The sequence below is a fragment of the Streptomyces sp. WI03-4A genome, from assembly GCF_033792105.1.
GTDB classification, from domain to species: Bacteria; Actinomycetota; Actinomycetes; order Streptomycetales; family Streptomycetaceae; genus Streptomyces; species Streptomyces collinus_A.
In genome coordinates this window covers 88695-105054 of sequence record NZ_JARAUO010000031.1, presented here as the reverse complement: position 1 = coordinate 105054, position 16360 = coordinate 88695, and the positions used below count along the sequence as shown (strand labels likewise).

Genomic DNA, 16360 nt, shown 5'->3' with positions numbered 1-16360 from the left:
CACCACCGCGGAAGGCACGGACGAGGCCGCCCCGGCGACCAAGCCCCGCCGCACCCGCAAGACCGCGGCAACCGCACCCGCCGAGGCCGCCGAGGCCGCCGCCGACACGGCCGAGGCCGTCGAGGCCAAGCCGCGCCGCCGCACCCGCAAGGCGGCCGAACCGGCCGCCGAGGCCGCCGTCACCACCGCGGAAGGCACGGACGAGGCCGCCCCGGCGACCAAGCCCCGCCGCACCCGCAAGACCGCGGCAACCGCACCCGCCGAGGCCGCCGAGGCCGCAGCCGTCGAGGCCAAGCCCCGCCGCACCCGTAAGACGGCCGCCACCGCCGAAGCCGCCCTCGACACGGCCGAGGCCACCGAGGCTAAGCCGCGTCGGACCCGCAAGACGGCCGCCGTCGCGGTGGAGGAGGCCACCGAGGCGCCCGCGCCCAAGGCGCGTCGGACCCGCAAGGCCGTGGCCGATGCGGCCGCTCCGGAGATCCCGGCGCAGGCCACCGAGGAGCCCGAGGTCAGGCCGCGTCGCCGTACGCGCAAGGCCGCGGCGGCCGTCGAGGCCACCGAAGGCTGATCCGGCACCCCGTCGTCGATGGCCCGGTCCACTTCCCGTGGACCGGGCCATCGACGTTTTCACCGACCGGCCGGCGGGCCTCCCGAGCACCGACGGACGTGTCCGGTCCCTCCCTCCCGGCCCCGCTCCCGTGCCCGATAGCCTGCCTCCATGAGCCGGCCTGCCACCTTCGTCCCGCCCCCCGGTGCCCGCGCGTATGCGCTGCGGACCGCGCGCGGTGAGTTCGCCGTCGTCGACGCGCCCGTGGCGGACGGGGTGGAACCCAGGGGGGTCGCGCTGCTCCTGCCGGGGTTCACCGGCAGCAAGGAGGACTTCAATCCGCTGCATGTGCCGCTGGCCGAGCGCGGCTACCGGACGGTGGCCGTGGACGGGCGCGGGCAGTACGAGTCGGACGGTCCCGAGGAGGACCAGTCGGCCTACGCGCAGGAGGAGTTGGCGCGTGACGTGCTCGCGCAGGCCGAGGCGGTCGGGACACCCGTGCACCTGCTGGGGCACTCGCTCGGCGGGCAGATCTCGCGTGCGGCGGTGCTGCTGGACCACTCCCCCTTCCTCTCGCTCACCCTGATGGCCTCGGGTCCGGCGGAGATCTCGGCCTCCCAGCGGGAGCGGGTGAAGCTGCTGCGGGACGCGCTCGCCGTGATGACGATGGCCCAGGTCTGGGACGCGATCCAGGCGATGGAGGCTCCCGAGGAGACCGACACGGGCACGCTGGACGGCGGCCTGGACGACCGGAACGACCTGCGGCGCCGCTGGCTCCGCAACAAGCCGGCCCAACTGCTCGCCACGGGACACCAGTTGTGCACCGAACCGGATCGCGTCGCCGAACTGGCCGCCGTGCCGCTGCCGTTCCACGTGCTGTCCGGCGCGCTGGACGACACCTGGCCGCTGGCGCTGCTCGACGGGATGGCGGCCCGGCTGAACGCCCGGCGGACGGTGGTCGAGGGCGCCGAGCACTCCCCCAACACCGACCGGCCGCTCGCCACGGCCCGCGCGATCGCCGACTTCTGGCAGGCGCACCCGGGCCGGGCGGGCCAGGGCCTGTTTCGCAACAGGCCCTAGCCGTCAGTACTGCGTCTGCAGGTGCTCCCAGAAGCCGTCCCTGAGGGAGCGGCGCAGGTCCGCCTGGCCGCGCAGGGAGTACTGGAGCAGGCCCTCGGCCTCCACCAGCAGGTCCTGGTCGACGGAGCCGGGCAGATACGGGTGGCCGGGCAGCAGCTCGACCAGGGCCTCGCGGCCCCGAGCGGACAGCCACTTGGCGGCGATCTGCGCGCCGACGAAGCGGACGTCCTCCCGGGTGGGCCGGGCCCCGGCGGTGGCCTCGTAGGCGGCGGCCGTGCGGCGGGAGACGTACGGCTTGAAGAACTCCAGGTCGAAGGTGCGCTGGCTGTCGACCTCCCAGAGCAGCGGCTCGGCCTGGTTGCGGCCCTCGGGCGCCTCGATGCCCCACAGGTGGACGCGGGCGCCGTAGCCCTGGGCCGCCTCGACCGCCGACACCAGGTCCTCGTCGCCGCCGAGCAGGGCCGCGTCACTGATCGCGCGATGGCGGGCCAGGGACTCCAGGTCCGAGCGGATGAGCGAGTCGACGCCCTTCTGCTGGTTGTTGGCGTTGAGGTTGCCCAGGCGGACCTTGACGTCGGGCAGTTCGGCGATGGACTGCTGCTCGGCGGTGTGGATGCGCCGCCGGGCGCCGTCGTACCAGTAGACGCGCAGCAGCCGGCTGTCCGCGAAGATGGTGCGGGCCTTGTCGATGAGCGCGTCGATCAGGCCCTCGGCGTCGAGGTCGAAGGCCCGCCGGTCCTCCGTACCGGCGACCAGCCGGCCGGCGGCCGCGTAGAGATAGCCCGCGTCGACGAAGATCGAGTGGGTGGAGGGCGTCTTCGCCACCTCGGCGAGCATGCGCTGCAGCAGCTCGTTGGTGTGGTCGATGCGGGCGGCGAGGGCCGCCAGGTCGTCGTTCATCGCCACCATTGTCCCGGCGGTCACGCTGCGAACACAACCGATCCCGGGCGGTCTCACGCACACCGCTTACCGTTCAGTAATTAGTCGTTCGAAAAATTTATTTAGCGTAGGGAATGTTTGTAACACGCAGCTCGTTAACTCTCTACGACAGCACACGTCACCCAGTAGTTCTCCTCAGGAGGATGACCAGACGAAGGGAGAAGCCCATGCGCTTCGAAATCATGCGACTCGACGAGGTCAACGGCACCACCGTGGACACCACCGTCGTGGACGCCGCCTCCGTCAACCGGATCGTTCAGCAGGCCGCCGCCGTGGGGCAGCGCCTGTGGATCCGCCCGGCCGAGACCCCGGCCTCGTAACGGGGACCGCCACTCAAGCCTTCCGGGGGAGCCGAGGCCCGTTCTCAGCTCCCCCGGATCACCTGAGTGATCCCGTTGATGATCTGCTGCACGGCGATCGCGGAGAGCATCATGCCCGCGAGCCGCGTCACCAGGACCACACCGCCGTCCTTGATGACCCTGATGATCAGCAGCGAGTAGCGCATCACCAGCCACAGCACGACGTGGATCGCGACGATCGCGGCCCACACCGAGATCTGCGTGGACACAGTGCCGGCCTTCTGCACGGCCAGGATCACCGACACGATGGCACCGGGCCCCGCCAGCAGCGGCATGCCCAGCGGCACGAGGGCGACGTTGACGTCCTTCGTCTGCTTCGGCTCGTCGGTCTTGCCGGTGAGCAGGTCGAGCGCGATCAGCAGGAGCAGCAGCCCGCCCGCGATCATGAGCGCGGGGACGGAGACGTGCAGGTAGTCGAGGATCTGATGGCCCAGGACGCCGAAGACGGCGATGACCCCGCCCGCCACGCAGACGGCCTGGAGGGCCATCCGCTTCTGCACCTTGGCCGGACGGCCGGCGGTCAGGGCGAGGAAGATCGGGGTGATCCCAGGGGGATCCATGATGACGAAAAGGGTCAGGAACAGAGAGCCGAAGACGGCGATGTCGAACATGCGGGAAGTACTGGCCTTGCGGAGAGGTGTGCGTGGGGACGGACGTCGGCGGGTCCGGTGAGGTGACCGGGCCCGGTCTCAGGCTCCGCCGGTGCCGGGCACCGGGAAGGCCCCGGTCGCCCGCCGGGTGATCTCCCCGTACACCTCGGGGTCCGTCGTGCAATCGCCGAGCGCGACGGTCTTGCGGCTGCCGTGGTAGTCCGAGGACCCCGTGACCAGCAGCCCCAGGTCCTTCGCGAGGCCCCGCAGACGGGTCCGGGTGTCGGCGTCGTGGTCCATGTGGTCGACCTCGATGCCGTCCAGGCCGGCCGCGGCCAGCTCGGCGATCACGGACTCCGGTACCGTACGGCCGCGCTTGGCGGCGGCCGGGTGCGCGAAGACGGTCACGCCGCCCGCGCCCTTGACCAGCCGGATCGCCTCGAAGGGGTCGCTCTCGTGCTTCTCCACGTAGGCCCGGCCGCCGTCGGCGAGCCATTCCTCGGTGAACGCGTCGCTCACCGTGGGCACCACGCCCAGTTCGACGAGCGCGGTGGCGACGTGCGGCCGCCCCACCGAACCGCCGGCGGCGATCCGCTCGACCTGCTCCCAGGTGACCGGCACGCCGAGCGCGTTCAGCTTGGCGACCATGCCCTGGGCCCGCGGCACCCGGTCGTCCCGGACCAGCTCGCGCTCGGCGAGCAGGGCGGGCTCCTCGGGGTCGAAGAGGTAGGCCAGCATGTGCAGGGACACGCCGTCGACGCGGCAGGACAGCTCGGCGCCGGTGACCAGGGTGAGCCCCTCGGGCAGCGCGGCGATCGCATCGGCGTACCCGCGGGTGGTGTCGTGGTCGGTCAGCGCGACGACGTCCAGACCGGCCGCGGCGGCGTTGCGCACCAGCTCGGCCGGGGTGTCCGTGCCGTCGGAGGCCGTGGAGTGACAGTGCAGATCGATGCGCACAGCGACTCCAGGGCAGGACGGGGACGGAGGGGGACACCTAAGGATAGCCGCAGGAACGGCATGCCCTGTCACACCCGAACCCCGGAGGCACCCCCTACAGGGGCGCTCAGGGGCGCAGCAGCCGCGGTGACAGCGCCCCGCAGGGGACGAGGTCTATCTCCGCGCCCGCGTCCCGCAGGTCCGTCAGCACCAGCTCGTCGTACATGAGCATGCTGGACTGCTCCGGCCAGACCACCGCCCACAGCCACAGCCCGAGGGCTTCGCCGGCGAAGACGGCGCGGTCGTGCGGGGCGCCGGAGACGTGCCAGAGCGGGGTGGGGCGGCCGCCGGCCAGCACCTTGGCCTGGGGCGGCTTCTCGACGTTCAGATAGGGGCCCGGGTCGGGGGCGTCGATGCCCGCGTAGTGCGCCCCGAGGCCGACGCCGAGTTCCTCGGCGACCAGGATCAGTTCGCCCACCCCGCCGAGCGGGCCGGGACCGGAGCAGGCCACGGCGGTGGCGCGACCGCCGCTGCGGTCGTCACCCGCGTAGGTCACGCCCGTGAACAGCCATCCGACCGGTAGCGGCCAGGGCATCCACACCGGGACCTGCGTGCGGCGCACCACGACGGTGAGCGCCTCGACGCTGGGCGGGATCACGGGCTGCAGCGGGTACACCGACCCGTGCTCGTCGCACTGCCAGGCGTCGGCGAAAAGGCCGGGAGCCCGGACCCGGCCACCACACTTCGGGCAACTGGGTTCGCCCCTCATAGGGCCCCACGGTCCTACCCCGGGACGCCCGCGTCAAGGACGATCACCCGTCCGGACGGAACACCCGCGGCCCGCCCACCAGGGAAAACTAGATGCATCTTGCATTAATTAGCTACCCTAACCTAGTATGTGTATAAGCCAACTATCTAGCCAGGACGGGAGAAGCACATGGACTCCTTCGACGCCGGAGCAGGCGGCATCCTGCGGCAGCCCAAGGCGGTCTGGGCCACGGCAGGCGCCTCGGTCGTCGCCTTCATGGGCATCGGCCTCGTGGACCCGATCCTGCCCTCGATCGCGAAGGGCCTGAACGCCACCCCGGGCCAGGTGTCCCTCCTCTTCACCTCGTACTTCCTGATCACGGCGGTGGCGATGCTGCTGACCGGCTTCGTCTCCAGCCGCATCGGCGGCCGTAGGACCCTGCTGGTCGGCCTCGCCTTCGTGATCGTCTTCGCCGCCCTCGCCGGCACGTCGGACACGGTCGGCCAGCTCGTCGGCTTCCGGGCCGGCTGGGGACTGGGCAACGCGCTGTTCGTCTCGACCGCCCTCGCGGTCATCGTGGGCGCGGCGGCCGGCGGCAGCGCGGCGGCGATCCTGCTCTACGAGTCCGCGCTCGGCCTCGGCATGGCCTGCGGCCCGCTGCTCGGCGCCGTCCTCGGCAACATCAGCTGGCGCTACCCGTTCTTCGGCACCGCCACCCTGATGGCGGTCGGCTTCCTGTGCATCACGGCGTTCCTGAAGGAGCAGCCGAAGCCCGCGCGGAAGACCTCGATCCTCGACCCGCTCAAGGCGCTCGGCCACGGCGGCCTGGCCTCGGCCGCGGTCTCGGCGTTCTTCTACAACTACACGTTCTTCACGGTGCTGGCCTTCACGCCGTTCGTGCTGAACATGACCCCCTACCGCTCGGGCGCGGTGTTCTTCGCCTGGGGCGTGCTGCTCGCCGTCTTCTCGGTGATCGTGGCCCCGCGGCTGCAGGCACGGTTCGGCTCGCTGAAGGTGCTCGGCGGCTCCCTGGTGCTGCTCGCGGCCGACGTGCTCGTGCTCGGCTACGGCGACCACACCACAGCCGTCGTCTGCACGATCCTGTCCGGCGCCTTCATCGGCGTGAACAACACCGTCTACACCGAGCTGGCCCTCGGCGTGTCGGACGCGCCGCGCCCGGTGGCCAGCGCGGGTTACAACTTCGTCCGCTGGTTCGCGGCCGCCGCGGCGCCGTACTTCGCGCCCAAGATCGAGGAGTGGACGGACATCCACGTCCCGTTCGTGGTCGCGGCCGTCACGGCGGTGCTGGGCGCGCTGGTGGTCGTCGTACGGCGCCGGGCGCTCACCCACGAGGCCGAGCGGCTCGAGCCGGCCCACGCCACCGAGGACGGCGTCACCGTCTTCGCCAACTGACCCTTCGTTCCCGGGTCTTGGTGAGCTTGCTCACTCGGGCGCGATGTCCAGCGGCACGGACCTGCGGGCGGGATCCCGCAGGTCCGTGCCGCTCGCCAGCCAGCGCTCCTGGAGCGCCTGGGCGCCGTGCACCCGCTTCCAGGCGGCCTCGTTCGGGGTCATCGGCAGCAGCGGCAGGAACCGTACGGGGTCCATCGGGTCGTCGAGCTCCAGGTCCTCCACCAGACCGCCGGGCTCGCCCACCAGCACCGAGGTGAAGGGGGCGCCGGGCCACAGCGGCCCGCCCACGTCCAGGGACGCGCCGGGAGCCACCACCACACCCTCCACCTGCGGGGAAGCGGCGAGCACCGCGAGCGAGCGCAGCACCTTGTCGGTGTCCGCCCGGCCCGCGCGGACCGACAGCACCAGCTCGGCGCGGGGGCCCTTGACCGGGTCGGCGAGCATCGCGGTGGGGTCCGCCATGGGCTGTGCCGACATGCCGAGGGTGGCGTAGCGGACCAGGTCCTCCTCGTGGAAGCGGAGCACCTCGATGCGGTCCGTGCCGAGGAAGGTGACCGCGGCGCGCGCGTCCGGCTCGCCCAGCGCGGTGGCCAACCGGGCCTCGACCAGAGGAAGAACATCAACCATGCGGTGAGCATAGAACTCGTCAGCTACCGGCAAAGCGGCGCCTTGACACCAGGGGCTGCTGCTACGCTGAGCCGGTGGTTCGGGGCAGCACGCAGAAGCGTCGCTATCGAGTCCCGACGCCGACGAGACTCCCTTACGAGGGACCGGCCGGAGGAGGTGGGGCTGTCATGGATCGAAGTCGACCTGGTAGTACCACTCGCTCTTCCGGCTGCTGATGTAGTTCCTGGCAGGTTGCCGCCTTCACGATCGCTTCGTCGTTCGGAAGAGCACTTCGTCTCGCTTTGCCTGATCTGTCTGACCTGAATCAGTTCTGCATCAGCAGCGAAACACGCCACCGCGACGGTGCGGTGCTCCCCGCTTTGTGGACGTGCCAAACATCCTGCCCCGTACGAAGGGCCGGAGCCCCCCGCAGGACGTCCCCATTCCGGGTAGTTCCACCCGATCGCCGCGCGCAGTCGCTGCCCGCCCGCGAAGGAGCCTGCCCATGTCGATGATCCGCGACCTGCGCGCCGTGGTCCGCCCGTCGTCCCGTGTCTCGCTGCGCAAGGAACCGAGCACGTCGTACGACACCACGCGCGACCCGTCCACGCCCTCGGCCGTCGTCGACTGCGCCGTCTACCGCGACGGCGCCCGGGTGCAGAGCGCCAAGCCGCTGAGCCCGCAGGAGGCGATGCGCCTGGTGCGCCGCGACGGCGGGTTCGTGTGGATCGGCCTGCACGAGCCGACCGAGGCGGAATTCGCCGGTATCGCGGGCGAGTTCGGACTGCACCCGCTGGCCGTCGAGGACGCCGTCCAGGCCCACCAGCGACCCAAGCTGGAGCGCTACGACGACTCCCTCTTCACCGTCTTCAAGACCATCCACTACGTCGAGCACGACCGGCTCACCGCCAACAGCGAGGTCGTCGAGACCGGTGAGGTCATGTGCTTCACCGGCCGGGACTTCTTCATCACCGTCCGGCACGGCGGGCAGGGCTCGCTGCGGGCGCTCAGGCACCGGCTCCAGGACGACCCGGAGCTGCTCGCCAAGGGCCCCTCGGCCGTGCTGCACGCCATCGCCGACCACGTCGTGGACGGCTACATCGCGGTCGCCGACGCCGTCCAGGACGACATCGACGACGTGGAGACCGAGGTCTTCTCGCCGGGCCGGCGGGGCGGCGTCTCGCGCGGTGTGGACTCGGCGCGGATCTACCAACTCAAGCGCGAGGTGATGGAGTTCAAGCGGGCGGTCGCCCCGCTGCTGCGGCCCATGCAGCTGCTGAGCGAGCGACCGATGCGGCTGATCGACCCGGACATCCAGAAGTACTTCCGGGACGTGGCCGACCACCTCGCCCGCGTCCAGGAGCAGGTCCTCGGCTTCGACGAACTGCTCAACTCCATCCTCCAGGCCAACCTCGCGCAGGCGTCCGTCGCGCAGAACGAGGACATGCGCAAGATCACCGCCTGGGCGGCCATCATCGCCGTGCCGACGATGGTGTGCGGCGTGTACGGCATGAACTTCACGTACATGCCCGAGCTGCACTGGAAGTACGGCTACCCGGTGATCATGGGCGTCACGGTGGTGCTGTGTCTCGGCATCCACCGCACGCTGAAGCGCAACGGCTGGCTGTGAGCGGGCCTGGATAGGCTGGGCGCATGACAAGCGAGCTGCTCGACCGGGCCCTGATCGAGGAGGCCACCAAGAAGTCCGGCCTCATCTGGGTCAAGGGCGCCGGGGCCCCGGCGGCGCGTGCCCTGTGGCACGTGTGGCACGAGGGCGCGGTGTGCCTGGTCGGCGACGGGCCGGGAGAGCAGCCGCTGCCCGCGCTGGAGGACGGTGGCCTCGCCGAGGTGACCGTGCGCAGCAAGGACAAGGGCGGCCGGCTGGTGAGCTGGCCGGCGACCGTGTCCGAGCTCGCCGCCGGCTCGCCGGAGTGGGAGGCGGCGGTGGCCGAGCTGAAGGGGAAGCGGCTGAACGCCTCCGACGGCGAGGAGATGCCCGCACGCTGGGCCCGGGAGTGCAGAGTGCTCCGGCTGACGCCCGCGGGCTCGCCGGAGCCGTTGCCCTCCGGGGATCTGGCGCGGCGTCCGGTGCCCTCGCCCGCGACCACGCGACAGCCGGTCCCGGCGGCCCTGCCGCGGCTGCTGGCCCGGCGCAGAAAGGCCAAGTAGGGCTGCCCGCGGAGTGGTCCGGCCGACAGGGCCGCCGAACCGCTACGACGTCGGCAGCTGCTTGCCGTAGTCCACCGTCTCGCCCTTCGCGGGCTCGGTCACGGCGAAGTCCTTGCCCCAGTCGAAGAAGCTGAGCGTGCCCGCGGAACCGGCGCGCTCCAGCCGGAGCGGGTAGGGCCGGCCGTGCAGGGAGACGTCGAGGGTGCCGCCGGAACCGGCGTCGCCGGTGATGCGGATGGTGCCGGTACCCGCCTGCTCGTGGTGCCCGTCCGTCGCCAGCTTGCCGTGCAGCGTGAGCAGACCGTCGAGGAGGAGGTCCTTGTCCGTGAAGCCGCTGAACTTCTTGTACGCGGGATCCCCCTGCGGCACCTTGACGTACTTGCCGTCGAGCTTGCCGGCCGCGCCGTCGCTGCCGTCCGCGTGGTTCCAGAAGCCCGCGTCGGCCTTCAGGTACAGCTTGCTGCCGATCCGCAGCAGCCCGAACGTCGACCCCTGGGACGTGACCGAGCCGGTGCCGCCGTCGGGCTTCAGCCGCATGTCCAGCTTGTACGTGCGGCCGCTGGAGACCACCGTCCCGGACAGCCGCACCGCGGACGCCGACTTCGCCGCCGCGCGGGTCTTCGCCTGGATCTGCTCGGCGGGCAGTTTGCCCACCCCGTTGGTCCCCGCGTCCGGATCGTCGCCACCACACCCCGCCAGCACCATCGCTCCGGTGACGGCCAGCGCGCATGTCGCGCTGGCCAGCCCGGCCCGGCGGGTACGGCCCTGGGGAATCGCAGTCACAGGTGGGGCTGCCTCTCTGACGGGTCCTGAGCGGTGTACGGCAGCGTACCGGGGCCCCGCCCGCCCGACGGAGCCAGTCCGTCCGGACCGCCCACCAGGGCGTATCCGATCGGTACGGGCTAGCCTGAAGCGCACGCGAGCGGGCACAGAACAGCAATCCCCACGCAATGCGAGCAAAGGAAGCACAGCCATGGCAGCCGGCGCCCCCCGGATCTTCGTCTCGCACCTCGCCGGGGTCCCCGTCTTCGATCCGGCCGGCGACCAGGTGGGCCGGGTACGCGACCTGGTCGTCATGCTGCGCGTCGGGCGACGCCCGCCGCGCGTCCTCGGGCTGGTCGTCGAACTGTCCACCCGGCGCCGCATCTTCCTGCCCATGACCCGGGTCACCGGCGTCGAGTCCGGGCAGGTCATCACCACCGGTGTGGTCAACGTGCGCCGCTTCGAACAGCGACCCACCGAGCGGCTCGCCTTCGGCGAGCTGCTGGACCGGCGGGTGAAGCTGGTGGAGACCGACGAGGAGGTCACCGTCCTCGACGTGTCCGTGCAGCAGCTTCCGGCCCGCCGCGACTGGGAGGTCGACCGGGTCTTCGTCCGCAAGGGCAGGAAGGGCAGCGCCTTCCGGCGGGCCAAGGGCGAGACGCTGACCGTCGAGTGGTCGGCGGTCACCGGCTTCTCCCTGGAGGAGCACGGACAGGGCGCCGAGAGCCTGCTCGCCACCTTCGAGCAGCTGCGCCCCGCCGACCTCGCCAACGTCCTGCACCACCTGTCCGCCAAGCGGCGCGCCGAGGTCGCCGCCGCCCTGGACGACGACCGGCTCGCCGACGTCCTGGAGGAGCTGCCGGAGGACGACCAGATCGAGATCCTCGGGAAGCTGGCCGAGGAGCGCGCGGCGGACGTCCTGGAGGCGATGGACCCGGACGACGCGGCCGACCTGCTCGCCGAACTGCCCGAGGCGGACAAGGAGCGGCTGCTGAGCCTGATGCAGCCCGCCGACGCGGCCGAGATGCGGCGCCTGATGTCGTACGAGGAGCACACGGCGGGCGGTCTGATGACCACCGAGCCGATCGTGCTGCGCCCGGACTCCACCGTCGCCGACGCGCTCGCCCGGGTCCGCAACCAGGACCTCTCCCCCGCGCTCGCCGCCCAGGTCTACGTGTGCCGGCCGCCCGACGAGACGCCGACCGGCAAGTACCTGGGCACCGTCCACTTCCAGCGCCTGCTGCGCGACCCCCCGTACACCCTGGTCAGCTCCCTGGTGGACGACGACCTGCAACCCCTGGCCCCCAGCGCCACGCTGCCCGTCATCGCCGGGTTCTTCGCCACCTACGACATGGTGGCGGCGCCCGTGGTGGACGAGTCCGGGTCGCTGCTCGGCGCGGTCACCGTGGACGACGTGCTCGACCACATGCTCCCCGACGACTGGCGGGAGACCGAGTTCCACCTCGACGAGGGAGAGGGGGCGACCACCCATGGCTCCTGAGCGAGACACCGGGACCCGGGAGCGCAACCCGGCCGGCGCCACGGCCGCCCCGCGGCCCCGGGCACCCCGCCTGGACCAGCCGCGCCCGCCACGGCACCGTTTCCTGCCGGAGTGGGACCCGGAGGCCTTCGGCCGGCTGTCGGAGAAGATCGCCCGCTTCCTGGGCACGGGACGCTTCATCGTCTGGATGACGGTGGTGATCATCCTGTGGGTGGTCTGGAACATCTCCGCCCCGGTCGCGCTGCGCTTCGACCAGTACCCGTTCATCTTCCTGACCTTGATGCTGTCGCTCCAGGCGTCCTACGCGGCGCCGCTGATCCTGCTGGCGCAGAACAGGCAGGACGACCGCGACCGGGTCAACCTGGAGCAGGACCGCAAGCAGAACGAACGGTCCATCGCCGACACCGAGTACCTGACCCGGGAGGTCGCCGCGCTGCGCATGGGCCTGGGCGAGGTGGCCACCCGCGACTGGATCCGCTCGGAGCTCCAGGACCTGGTCAAGGAGCTGGAGGAACGGAGGCGGCACGACGGTCATGTCGTATTCCCGGCAGAGCGGGCAGAACGGTCGCCGGGACGTGACGCAGACGACCGCTGAGGGGCTACCCGGAGGCCCCTCGCGGCGCCGTACCATCGTCCTTATGGCTACGGAAGACGCGGTGCGCGAGGCACTGGCGACGGTGAACGACCCCGAGATCAACCGCCCCATCACCGAACTGGGGATGGTCAAATCGGTGGAGATCGGCGCGGACGGAGCGGTCGCGGTGACCGTGTACCTGACCGTCTCCGGGTGCCCGATGCGCGAGACGATCACTCAGCGGGTGACCGAGGCGGTCTCCCGGGTCGAGGGCGTCTCCCGCGTCGACGTCGCGCTGGACGTGATGAGCGACGAGCAGCGCAAGGAACTGGCGAACGCCCTGCGCGGCGGCCAGACCGAGCGCGAGGTCCCCTTCGCCAGGCCGGGCAACCTGACCCGGGTCTACGCGGTCGCCTCCGGCAAGGGCGGAGTCGGCAAGTCCTCGGTGACGGTGAACCTGGCGGCGGCGATGGCGGCCGACGGCCTGAAGGTGGGTGTCGTCGACGCCGACATCTACGGCCACTCGGTGCCGCGGATGCTGGGCGCGGACGGCCGCCCCACCCAGGTCGAGAACATGATCATGCCGCCGTCGGCCAACGGCGTGAAGGTCATCTCCATCGGCATGTTCACCCCGGGCAACGCCCCGGTGGTCTGGCGCGGCCCGATGCTCCACCGCGCGCTGCAGCAGTTCCTCGCCGACGTCTACTGGGGCGACCTCGACGTCCTGCTGCTGGACCTTCCGCCCGGCACCGGTGACATCGCGATCTCCGTCGCCCAGCTGATCCCGAACGCCGAGATCCTGGTCGTGACGACGCCTCAGCAGGCCGCCGCCGAGGTGGCGGAGCGGGCCGGCTCCATCGCCGTGCAGACCCACCAGAAGATCGTCGGCGTGGTCGAGAACATGTCCGGCCTGCCCTGCCCGCACTGCGGCGAGATGGTCGACGTCTTCGGCACCGGCGGCGGCCAGCTCGTCGCCGACGGCCTCACCCGCACCACGGGCGCGACGGTCCCGGTCCTCGGCAACATCCCGATCGACGTCCGCCTGCGCGAGGGCGGCGACGAGGGCAAGCCGGTGGTCCTGACGGACCCCGACTCCCCGGCGGGCTCCGCCCTGCGCGCGATCGCCGGAAAGCTGGGCGGCCGCCAGCGCGGCCTGTCGGGCCTGTCCCTGGGCATCACCCCGAAGAACAAGTTCTGACGCCACGCGCCTGCGATCTGCGGCTCCGTCCTTGGTCAAGCTTCTGACCAGCGGCGGAGCCGTCGACGTTTGTCAGCGTTGGTTGTCGTTGAGCACCTTCCGACGGCCCCGAGACGGCCCAGGCCAGTTATGAGCCAGGGCGCCTGCTGTCCTGCCCGCATGCCGCTACAGACCGCGTAGTGCCTCGTATAGATCGTCGTAGGCTGACCAACAGTCGATACTGCCGTCGTCGTACAGGCTGCCCATGTACCAGTCGTCGTCATGAACAGGCTTCACGAGGCACAGGCTGTGGAACCCGAGAATGATCTCTGGATGCAGCACCTCGTGGGCTCCGGCGCCGGCTACCCACTTCACCGCCCGGTTTGGATCCAGCGCGCCAGCCTCTCGGTCCCCGGATACGTCGCGGATCTGGTGGAGGGTCCAGCCTGGGGGTAGCTGTGCATCTGCCATCCACGGATGATCTCACCCTCCAAATGTGGACCACCGCTTTAGGAGTGAGGTGGGGCGAGAGCGGGCATGACCTGCGGATTCTCCGGCCTGATTGGATCCTGGTGGCGGTACCCCTCTGCACCTCAGTTCCCCGTGGGTCCCCGCCCGTTCTGGCACGAGAGTGGCACGGCCCGGGGGCCGCGCCACGGCCCCTCGATGCGAACTACGGGCACGTAAGATCGCCGAGGTCTTCCGCCCTGGCCAAGGGGATGGGTAGGGGCCCCTGGCGGTCACCCGTGATTGCCACGGTTGCCGTACCCCCGTGCTGTACTGCAACGATTCCGGAAGCAATGATGGCAGCGTGGAAACCGCCAATCTGATCTTGAACTACGTCAAGGCCTTAGCCTGGCCTGCTGTCGCGTTGTTTGTCGTGTTGCGATATCAGAGCCACATCGGCGCTTTGATCCCACGCATCAAGAGCCTCTCGACACCTGCAGGAAGTGTCGAGTTCGCCGAGGAAGCCCGAGCCTTGTTGGATCAAGCTGAAGCCGCGACCAACGTGACCGTTCCGGCTAGTACGCGGCGTGGCGCGCTGCGGCGTTTGGAGCATGCAGCTGGCGTCCTGGACGGCGGGAAGATTCTTTGGGTGGATGATCACCCGGAGAACAACACTCCGCTGATCGAACTTTTCCGCGCCACTGGCATGGAGGTGGATACTGCCCTGTCGACGGACGAGGCTCTCATAAATCTCCGCCGCCACTCGTACGACATCATCTTGAGCGACATCGGGCGCACGGGAGATCCCCAGGCCGGGATCACCCTCCTGGATGAGTTGGATCAACTTGGCATCGATACTCCGGTAGTGCTCTACACGGCTTGGTACGACGACACAACCGGTACCCCGCGCCGAGCCTTTGCAGTCACCGAGGTTCCAGACGAGGTGGTTCACTACGTGATCGATTTGATGGAGAGGGTCAAGCTCAGCTGAAGGTTCGTCTGGCCTGGGAAGTATCGCACTGAGCCCTAGTTTGGAAGATCGCGTACGCGGGTGGCGCCTGAGCTGGGGACTCGCTGACGTGCGGGTTTGTGCTGCCTGGGCCGTGACTCTCCGCCATTCCCCGCCCGTGCCCGACTGTTCGGGCACGGGCGGGGCACGCTCACAACCTGGTGATCATCCAGCAGGCTCCGTGGAGCGGGCGTGGTTCCTGAGGTGGAGCGCGCCACTGTACGAACGACCTGGACGCCAGGGGCTGCGTCTGCTCGGCTCTGCCTGGGTCGATGGTGTGCGGGATGGGAGCTCCACGCACTCGCCCCTGCGGACCCGCGGTCGGCCATGGCGCCGCGTCCATCCCGGCGCCGGCGCTGCATGCGGTTGGTTGGTGGTCGCCTGGTACCGGTGCGACCGTAGCCGCATGGGCCTGTGGATGTCGTGGACGCTGGAGGGGGTGGGCAGTGCTGGACAGACAGTGGCCGATGTTGCGGCGGCTGTCAGGGCCCTTGATGGCTCCGTCGAGCGGTCACGGCGGGCTTTCGGCTCTGACGAGCGGGAGTGGCGGGAGTTGAGGGCTGCGGCGGATCAGGTGGGCGCGCAAGCACTCGCCGAAGGCCTCACGGTCCTCAAGCGAGGTCAGCCATGGTCGCTATCCGTCGGTGGCGTATATGTCCTGCTCATCCCACGGTGACCGTGTATCGGCGGAGCCCTAATAATCAGACCTCGTTTGCCTCCTGATTTGGGCGAACGCTGCCGAGGTCAAGCGTCTCAGCGGTGATCACGGCAAGGGCGTCCTGGAGTCGGCGGACGGCATCCTCCGCTTGCTTGTATTCCTCAGGACTGGGGAGGACCGTGCCGAAGCTGCCGCCACGGTCGGCTGGCATGGCGCGCCAGCGCAGGACCGGCTCAAGCGCATTGAGAGCGCCAGAGATAAACCAGGCCAGACGGCCGTGAGTACGCGAGAGGGAGATGGCCAAGACAGCAAGAGTTTCGCGCAGGTGTTCTAGTCGCTTGATCTGCGGCAAGTCCTCTTGGACGTCCGGCGGACCGACAGCGTCGCGCAGGCCGGCTGCGGTCTCAAGGGCGAGTGCGCGGTCGCTAGGCGCCAGCTTCCACACCTGGTCTTGGATCTTCTGCTCAGCGTCCTCGGCCAGCACTGCGACGATCCTGCGCATGTCCATGCTGATCATTCTAAAAGAATGGGCTTGCCATGGTGCATCCACTTGACGCCGACTGCCTGTAGTGGAGAGGCCCCCTAGACCCCTCACGACCTTCCCAGCTCCCATCCCGTACGCCGTCGACCCACACACCGTGGAGCGGGCGTGGTTCCTGGCGTCCAGGTGGAGCGCGCCACTGTACGAACGACCTGGACGCCAGGGGCCGCGTCTGCTCGGCTCTGCCTGGGTCGATGGTGTGCGGGATGGGAGCTCCCAGCATCCGCTGCGATGGACCCGCGGTCGGCGACGGCGCCCCCTCCATCCCGGTGCCGGCCGATCCCCCGCCGGAGGCATTGTTCTG

At 70.3% G+C, this 16360-nt stretch carries 17 protein-coding genes and 1 pseudogene; 10 read left to right on the top strand and 8 right to left on the bottom strand.

Annotated features, from left to right (window positions below; all coding sequences use genetic code 11):
- Window positions 1-568 (top strand): annotated as a pseudogene (locus PV343_RS27355) (DEAD/DEAH box helicase); the annotation flags it as partial.
- Window positions 569-718: 150 nt separating this feature from the next.
- Window positions 719-1627, top strand: coding sequence for an alpha/beta fold hydrolase (locus tag PV343_RS27350; RefSeq protein WP_319149641.1), 909 nt, complete (start codon window positions 719-721; stop codon window positions 1625-1627).
- A 3-nt stretch (window positions 1628-1630) separates the two neighbouring features.
- Here PV343_RS27350 and PV343_RS27345 read toward each other — a convergent pair whose 3' ends face one another.
- The gene (locus PV343_RS27345; RefSeq protein WP_319149640.1) at window positions 1631-2527 is read right to left on the bottom strand and encodes an NYN domain-containing protein; all 897 of its coding nucleotides are present in this window, start codon (window positions 2525-2527) and stop codon (window positions 1631-1633) included.
- A 206-nt stretch (window positions 2528-2733) separates the two neighbouring features.
- Between PV343_RS27345 and PV343_RS27340 the strand changes: the two genes are divergently transcribed.
- Complete coding sequence (locus tag PV343_RS27340; protein WP_020942099.1) at window positions 2734-2886, top strand: hypothetical protein; 153 nt, start codon at window positions 2734-2736, stop codon at window positions 2884-2886.
- Between the two features lie 44 nt (window positions 2887-2930).
- On the opposite strand, the gene PV343_RS27335 is transcribed toward PV343_RS27340, so the two are convergent.
- From PV343_RS27335 to PV343_RS27325, 3 genes are all read right to left on the bottom strand, one after another.
- A complete protein-coding gene (locus PV343_RS27335; RefSeq protein WP_319149639.1) occupies window positions 2931-3536 on the bottom strand; it encodes a MarC family protein in 606 nt (201 codons plus the stop codon).
- 78 nt (window positions 3537-3614) lie between these two features.
- Entirely contained in the window at window positions 3615-4472 is an 858-nt protein-coding gene (locus PV343_RS27330) for a PHP domain-containing protein (protein ID WP_319149638.1), read from the bottom strand.
- Window positions 4473-4578: 106 nt separating this feature from the next.
- Window positions 4579-5220 (bottom strand): DUF6758 family protein, encoded by a 642-nt coding sequence (locus PV343_RS27325; protein WP_319149637.1) that lies wholly within the window; start codon window positions 5218-5220, stop codon window positions 4579-4581.
- Between the two features lie 168 nt (window positions 5221-5388).
- Here PV343_RS27325 and PV343_RS27320 point away from each other — a divergent pair, with 168 nt between their 5' ends.
- Window positions 5389-6612: an MFS transporter gene (locus tag PV343_RS27320; RefSeq protein ID WP_319149636.1), complete on the top strand. Its 1224-nt coding sequence runs from the start codon at window positions 5389-5391 to the stop codon at window positions 6610-6612.
- 30 nt (window positions 6613-6642) lie between these two features.
- Here the strand turns inward: PV343_RS27320 and PV343_RS27315 are convergent, their stop codons facing one another.
- Window positions 6643-7239, bottom strand: a complete 597-nt coding sequence (locus tag PV343_RS27315; protein ID WP_319149635.1) for a suppressor of fused domain protein — start codon at window positions 7237-7239, stop codon at window positions 6643-6645.
- 484 nt (window positions 7240-7723) lie between these two features.
- Between PV343_RS27315 and PV343_RS27310 the strand changes: the two genes are divergently transcribed.
- Both PV343_RS27310 and PV343_RS27305 read left to right on the top strand, forming a co-directional pair.
- Complete coding sequence (locus PV343_RS27310; RefSeq protein ID WP_319149634.1) at window positions 7724-8848, top strand: magnesium and cobalt transport protein CorA; 1125 nt, start codon at window positions 7724-7726, stop codon at window positions 8846-8848.
- A 23-nt stretch (window positions 8849-8871) separates the two neighbouring features.
- The gene (locus tag PV343_RS27305; RefSeq protein WP_319149633.1) at window positions 8872-9387 is read left to right on the top strand and encodes a hypothetical protein; all 516 of its coding nucleotides are present in this window, start codon (window positions 8872-8874) and stop codon (window positions 9385-9387) included.
- A gap of 42 nt (window positions 9388-9429) precedes the next feature.
- Here the strand turns inward: PV343_RS27305 and PV343_RS27300 are convergent, their stop codons facing one another.
- The gene (locus PV343_RS27300; protein WP_319149632.1) at window positions 9430-10170 is read right to left on the bottom strand and encodes a hypothetical protein; all 741 of its coding nucleotides are present in this window, start codon (window positions 10168-10170) and stop codon (window positions 9430-9432) included.
- Between the two features lie 190 nt (window positions 10171-10360).
- Between PV343_RS27300 and PV343_RS27295 the strand changes: the two genes are divergently transcribed.
- Genes PV343_RS27295 through PV343_RS27285 form a run of 3 tightly spaced genes read left to right on the top strand, consistent with a single transcriptional unit; the run spans window position 10361 to window position 13422 of the window.
- Window positions 10361-11650, top strand: coding sequence for a magnesium transporter MgtE N-terminal domain-containing protein (locus PV343_RS27295; protein WP_319149631.1), 1290 nt, complete (start codon window positions 10361-10363; stop codon window positions 11648-11650).
- Window positions 11640-12245 (top strand): DUF1003 domain-containing protein, encoded by a 606-nt coding sequence (locus PV343_RS27290; protein WP_319149630.1) that lies wholly within the window; start codon window positions 11640-11642, stop codon window positions 12243-12245. The genes PV343_RS27295 and PV343_RS27290 overlap by 11 nt, the downstream gene beginning before the upstream one ends.
- Before the next feature lie 43 nt (window positions 12246-12288).
- The gene (locus PV343_RS27285) at window positions 12289-13422 is read left to right on the top strand and encodes an Mrp/NBP35 family ATP-binding protein (RefSeq protein WP_319149629.1); all 1134 of its coding nucleotides are present in this window, start codon (window positions 12289-12291) and stop codon (window positions 13420-13422) included.
- A 165-nt stretch (window positions 13423-13587) separates the two neighbouring features.
- On the opposite strand, the gene PV343_RS27280 is transcribed toward PV343_RS27285, so the two are convergent.
- On the bottom strand, window positions 13588-13872 hold the full coding sequence (locus PV343_RS27280) for a hypothetical protein (protein WP_319149628.1): 285 nt from the start codon (window positions 13870-13872) through the stop codon (window positions 13588-13590).
- Window positions 13873-14173: 301 nt separating this feature from the next.
- Here PV343_RS27280 and PV343_RS27275 point away from each other — a divergent pair, with 301 nt between their 5' ends.
- Window positions 14174-14839 (top strand): response regulator, encoded by a 666-nt coding sequence (locus PV343_RS27275; protein WP_319149627.1) that lies wholly within the window; start codon window positions 14174-14176, stop codon window positions 14837-14839.
- 719 nt (window positions 14840-15558) lie between these two features.
- Here PV343_RS27275 and PV343_RS27270 read toward each other — a convergent pair.
- Entirely contained in the window at window positions 15559-16032 is a 474-nt protein-coding gene (locus PV343_RS27270; protein ID WP_319149626.1) for a hypothetical protein, read from the bottom strand.
- Window positions 16033-16360: the final 328 nt, after the last annotated feature.

Excerpts from the sequence above, each read along its gene's own strand:
- PV343_RS27285 (WP_319149629.1), top strand. The coding sequence starts at position 12,289 with ATGGCTACGGAAGACGCGGTGCGCGAGGCACTGGCGACGGTGAACGAC.
- PV343_RS27310 (WP_319149634.1), top strand. The coding sequence starts at position 7,724 with ATGTCGATGATCCGCGACCTGCGCGCCGTGGTCCGCCCGTCGTCCCGT.
- PV343_RS27295 (WP_319149631.1), top strand. The coding sequence starts at position 10,361 with ATGGCAGCCGGCGCCCCCCGGATCTTCGTCTCGCACCTCGCCGGGGTC.
- PV343_RS27290 (WP_319149630.1), top strand. The coding sequence starts at position 11,640 with ATGGCTCCTGAGCGAGACACCGGGACCCGGGAGCGCAACCCGGCCGGC.
- PV343_RS27305 (WP_319149633.1), top strand. The coding sequence starts at position 8,872 with ATGACAAGCGAGCTGCTCGACCGGGCCCTGATCGAGGAGGCCACCAAG.
- PV343_RS27280 (WP_319149628.1), bottom strand. The coding sequence starts at position 13,872 with ATGGCAGATGCACAGCTACCCCCAGGCTGGACCCTCCACCAGATCCGC.
- PV343_RS27270 (WP_319149626.1), bottom strand. The coding sequence starts at position 16,032 with ATGATCAGCATGGACATGCGCAGGATCGTCGCAGTGCTGGCCGAGGAC.
- PV343_RS27325 (WP_319149637.1), bottom strand. The coding sequence starts at position 5,220 with ATGAGGGGCGAACCCAGTTGCCCGAAGTGTGGTGGCCGGGTCCGGGCT.
- PV343_RS27350 (WP_319149641.1), top strand. The coding sequence starts at position 719 with ATGAGCCGGCCTGCCACCTTCGTCCCGCCCCCCGGTGCCCGCGCGTAT.
- PV343_RS27335 (WP_319149639.1), bottom strand. The coding sequence starts at position 3,536 with ATGTTCGACATCGCCGTCTTCGGCTCTCTGTTCCTGACCCTTTTCGTC.
- PV343_RS27315 (WP_319149635.1), bottom strand. The coding sequence starts at position 7,239 with ATGGTTGATGTTCTTCCTCTGGTCGAGGCCCGGTTGGCCACCGCGCTG.
- PV343_RS27340 (WP_020942099.1), top strand. The coding sequence starts at position 2,734 with ATGCGCTTCGAAATCATGCGACTCGACGAGGTCAACGGCACCACCGTG.
- PV343_RS27320 (WP_319149636.1), top strand. The coding sequence starts at position 5,389 with ATGGACTCCTTCGACGCCGGAGCAGGCGGCATCCTGCGGCAGCCCAAG.
- PV343_RS27345 (WP_319149640.1), bottom strand. The coding sequence starts at position 2,527 with ATGAACGACGACCTGGCGGCCCTCGCCGCCCGCATCGACCACACCAAC.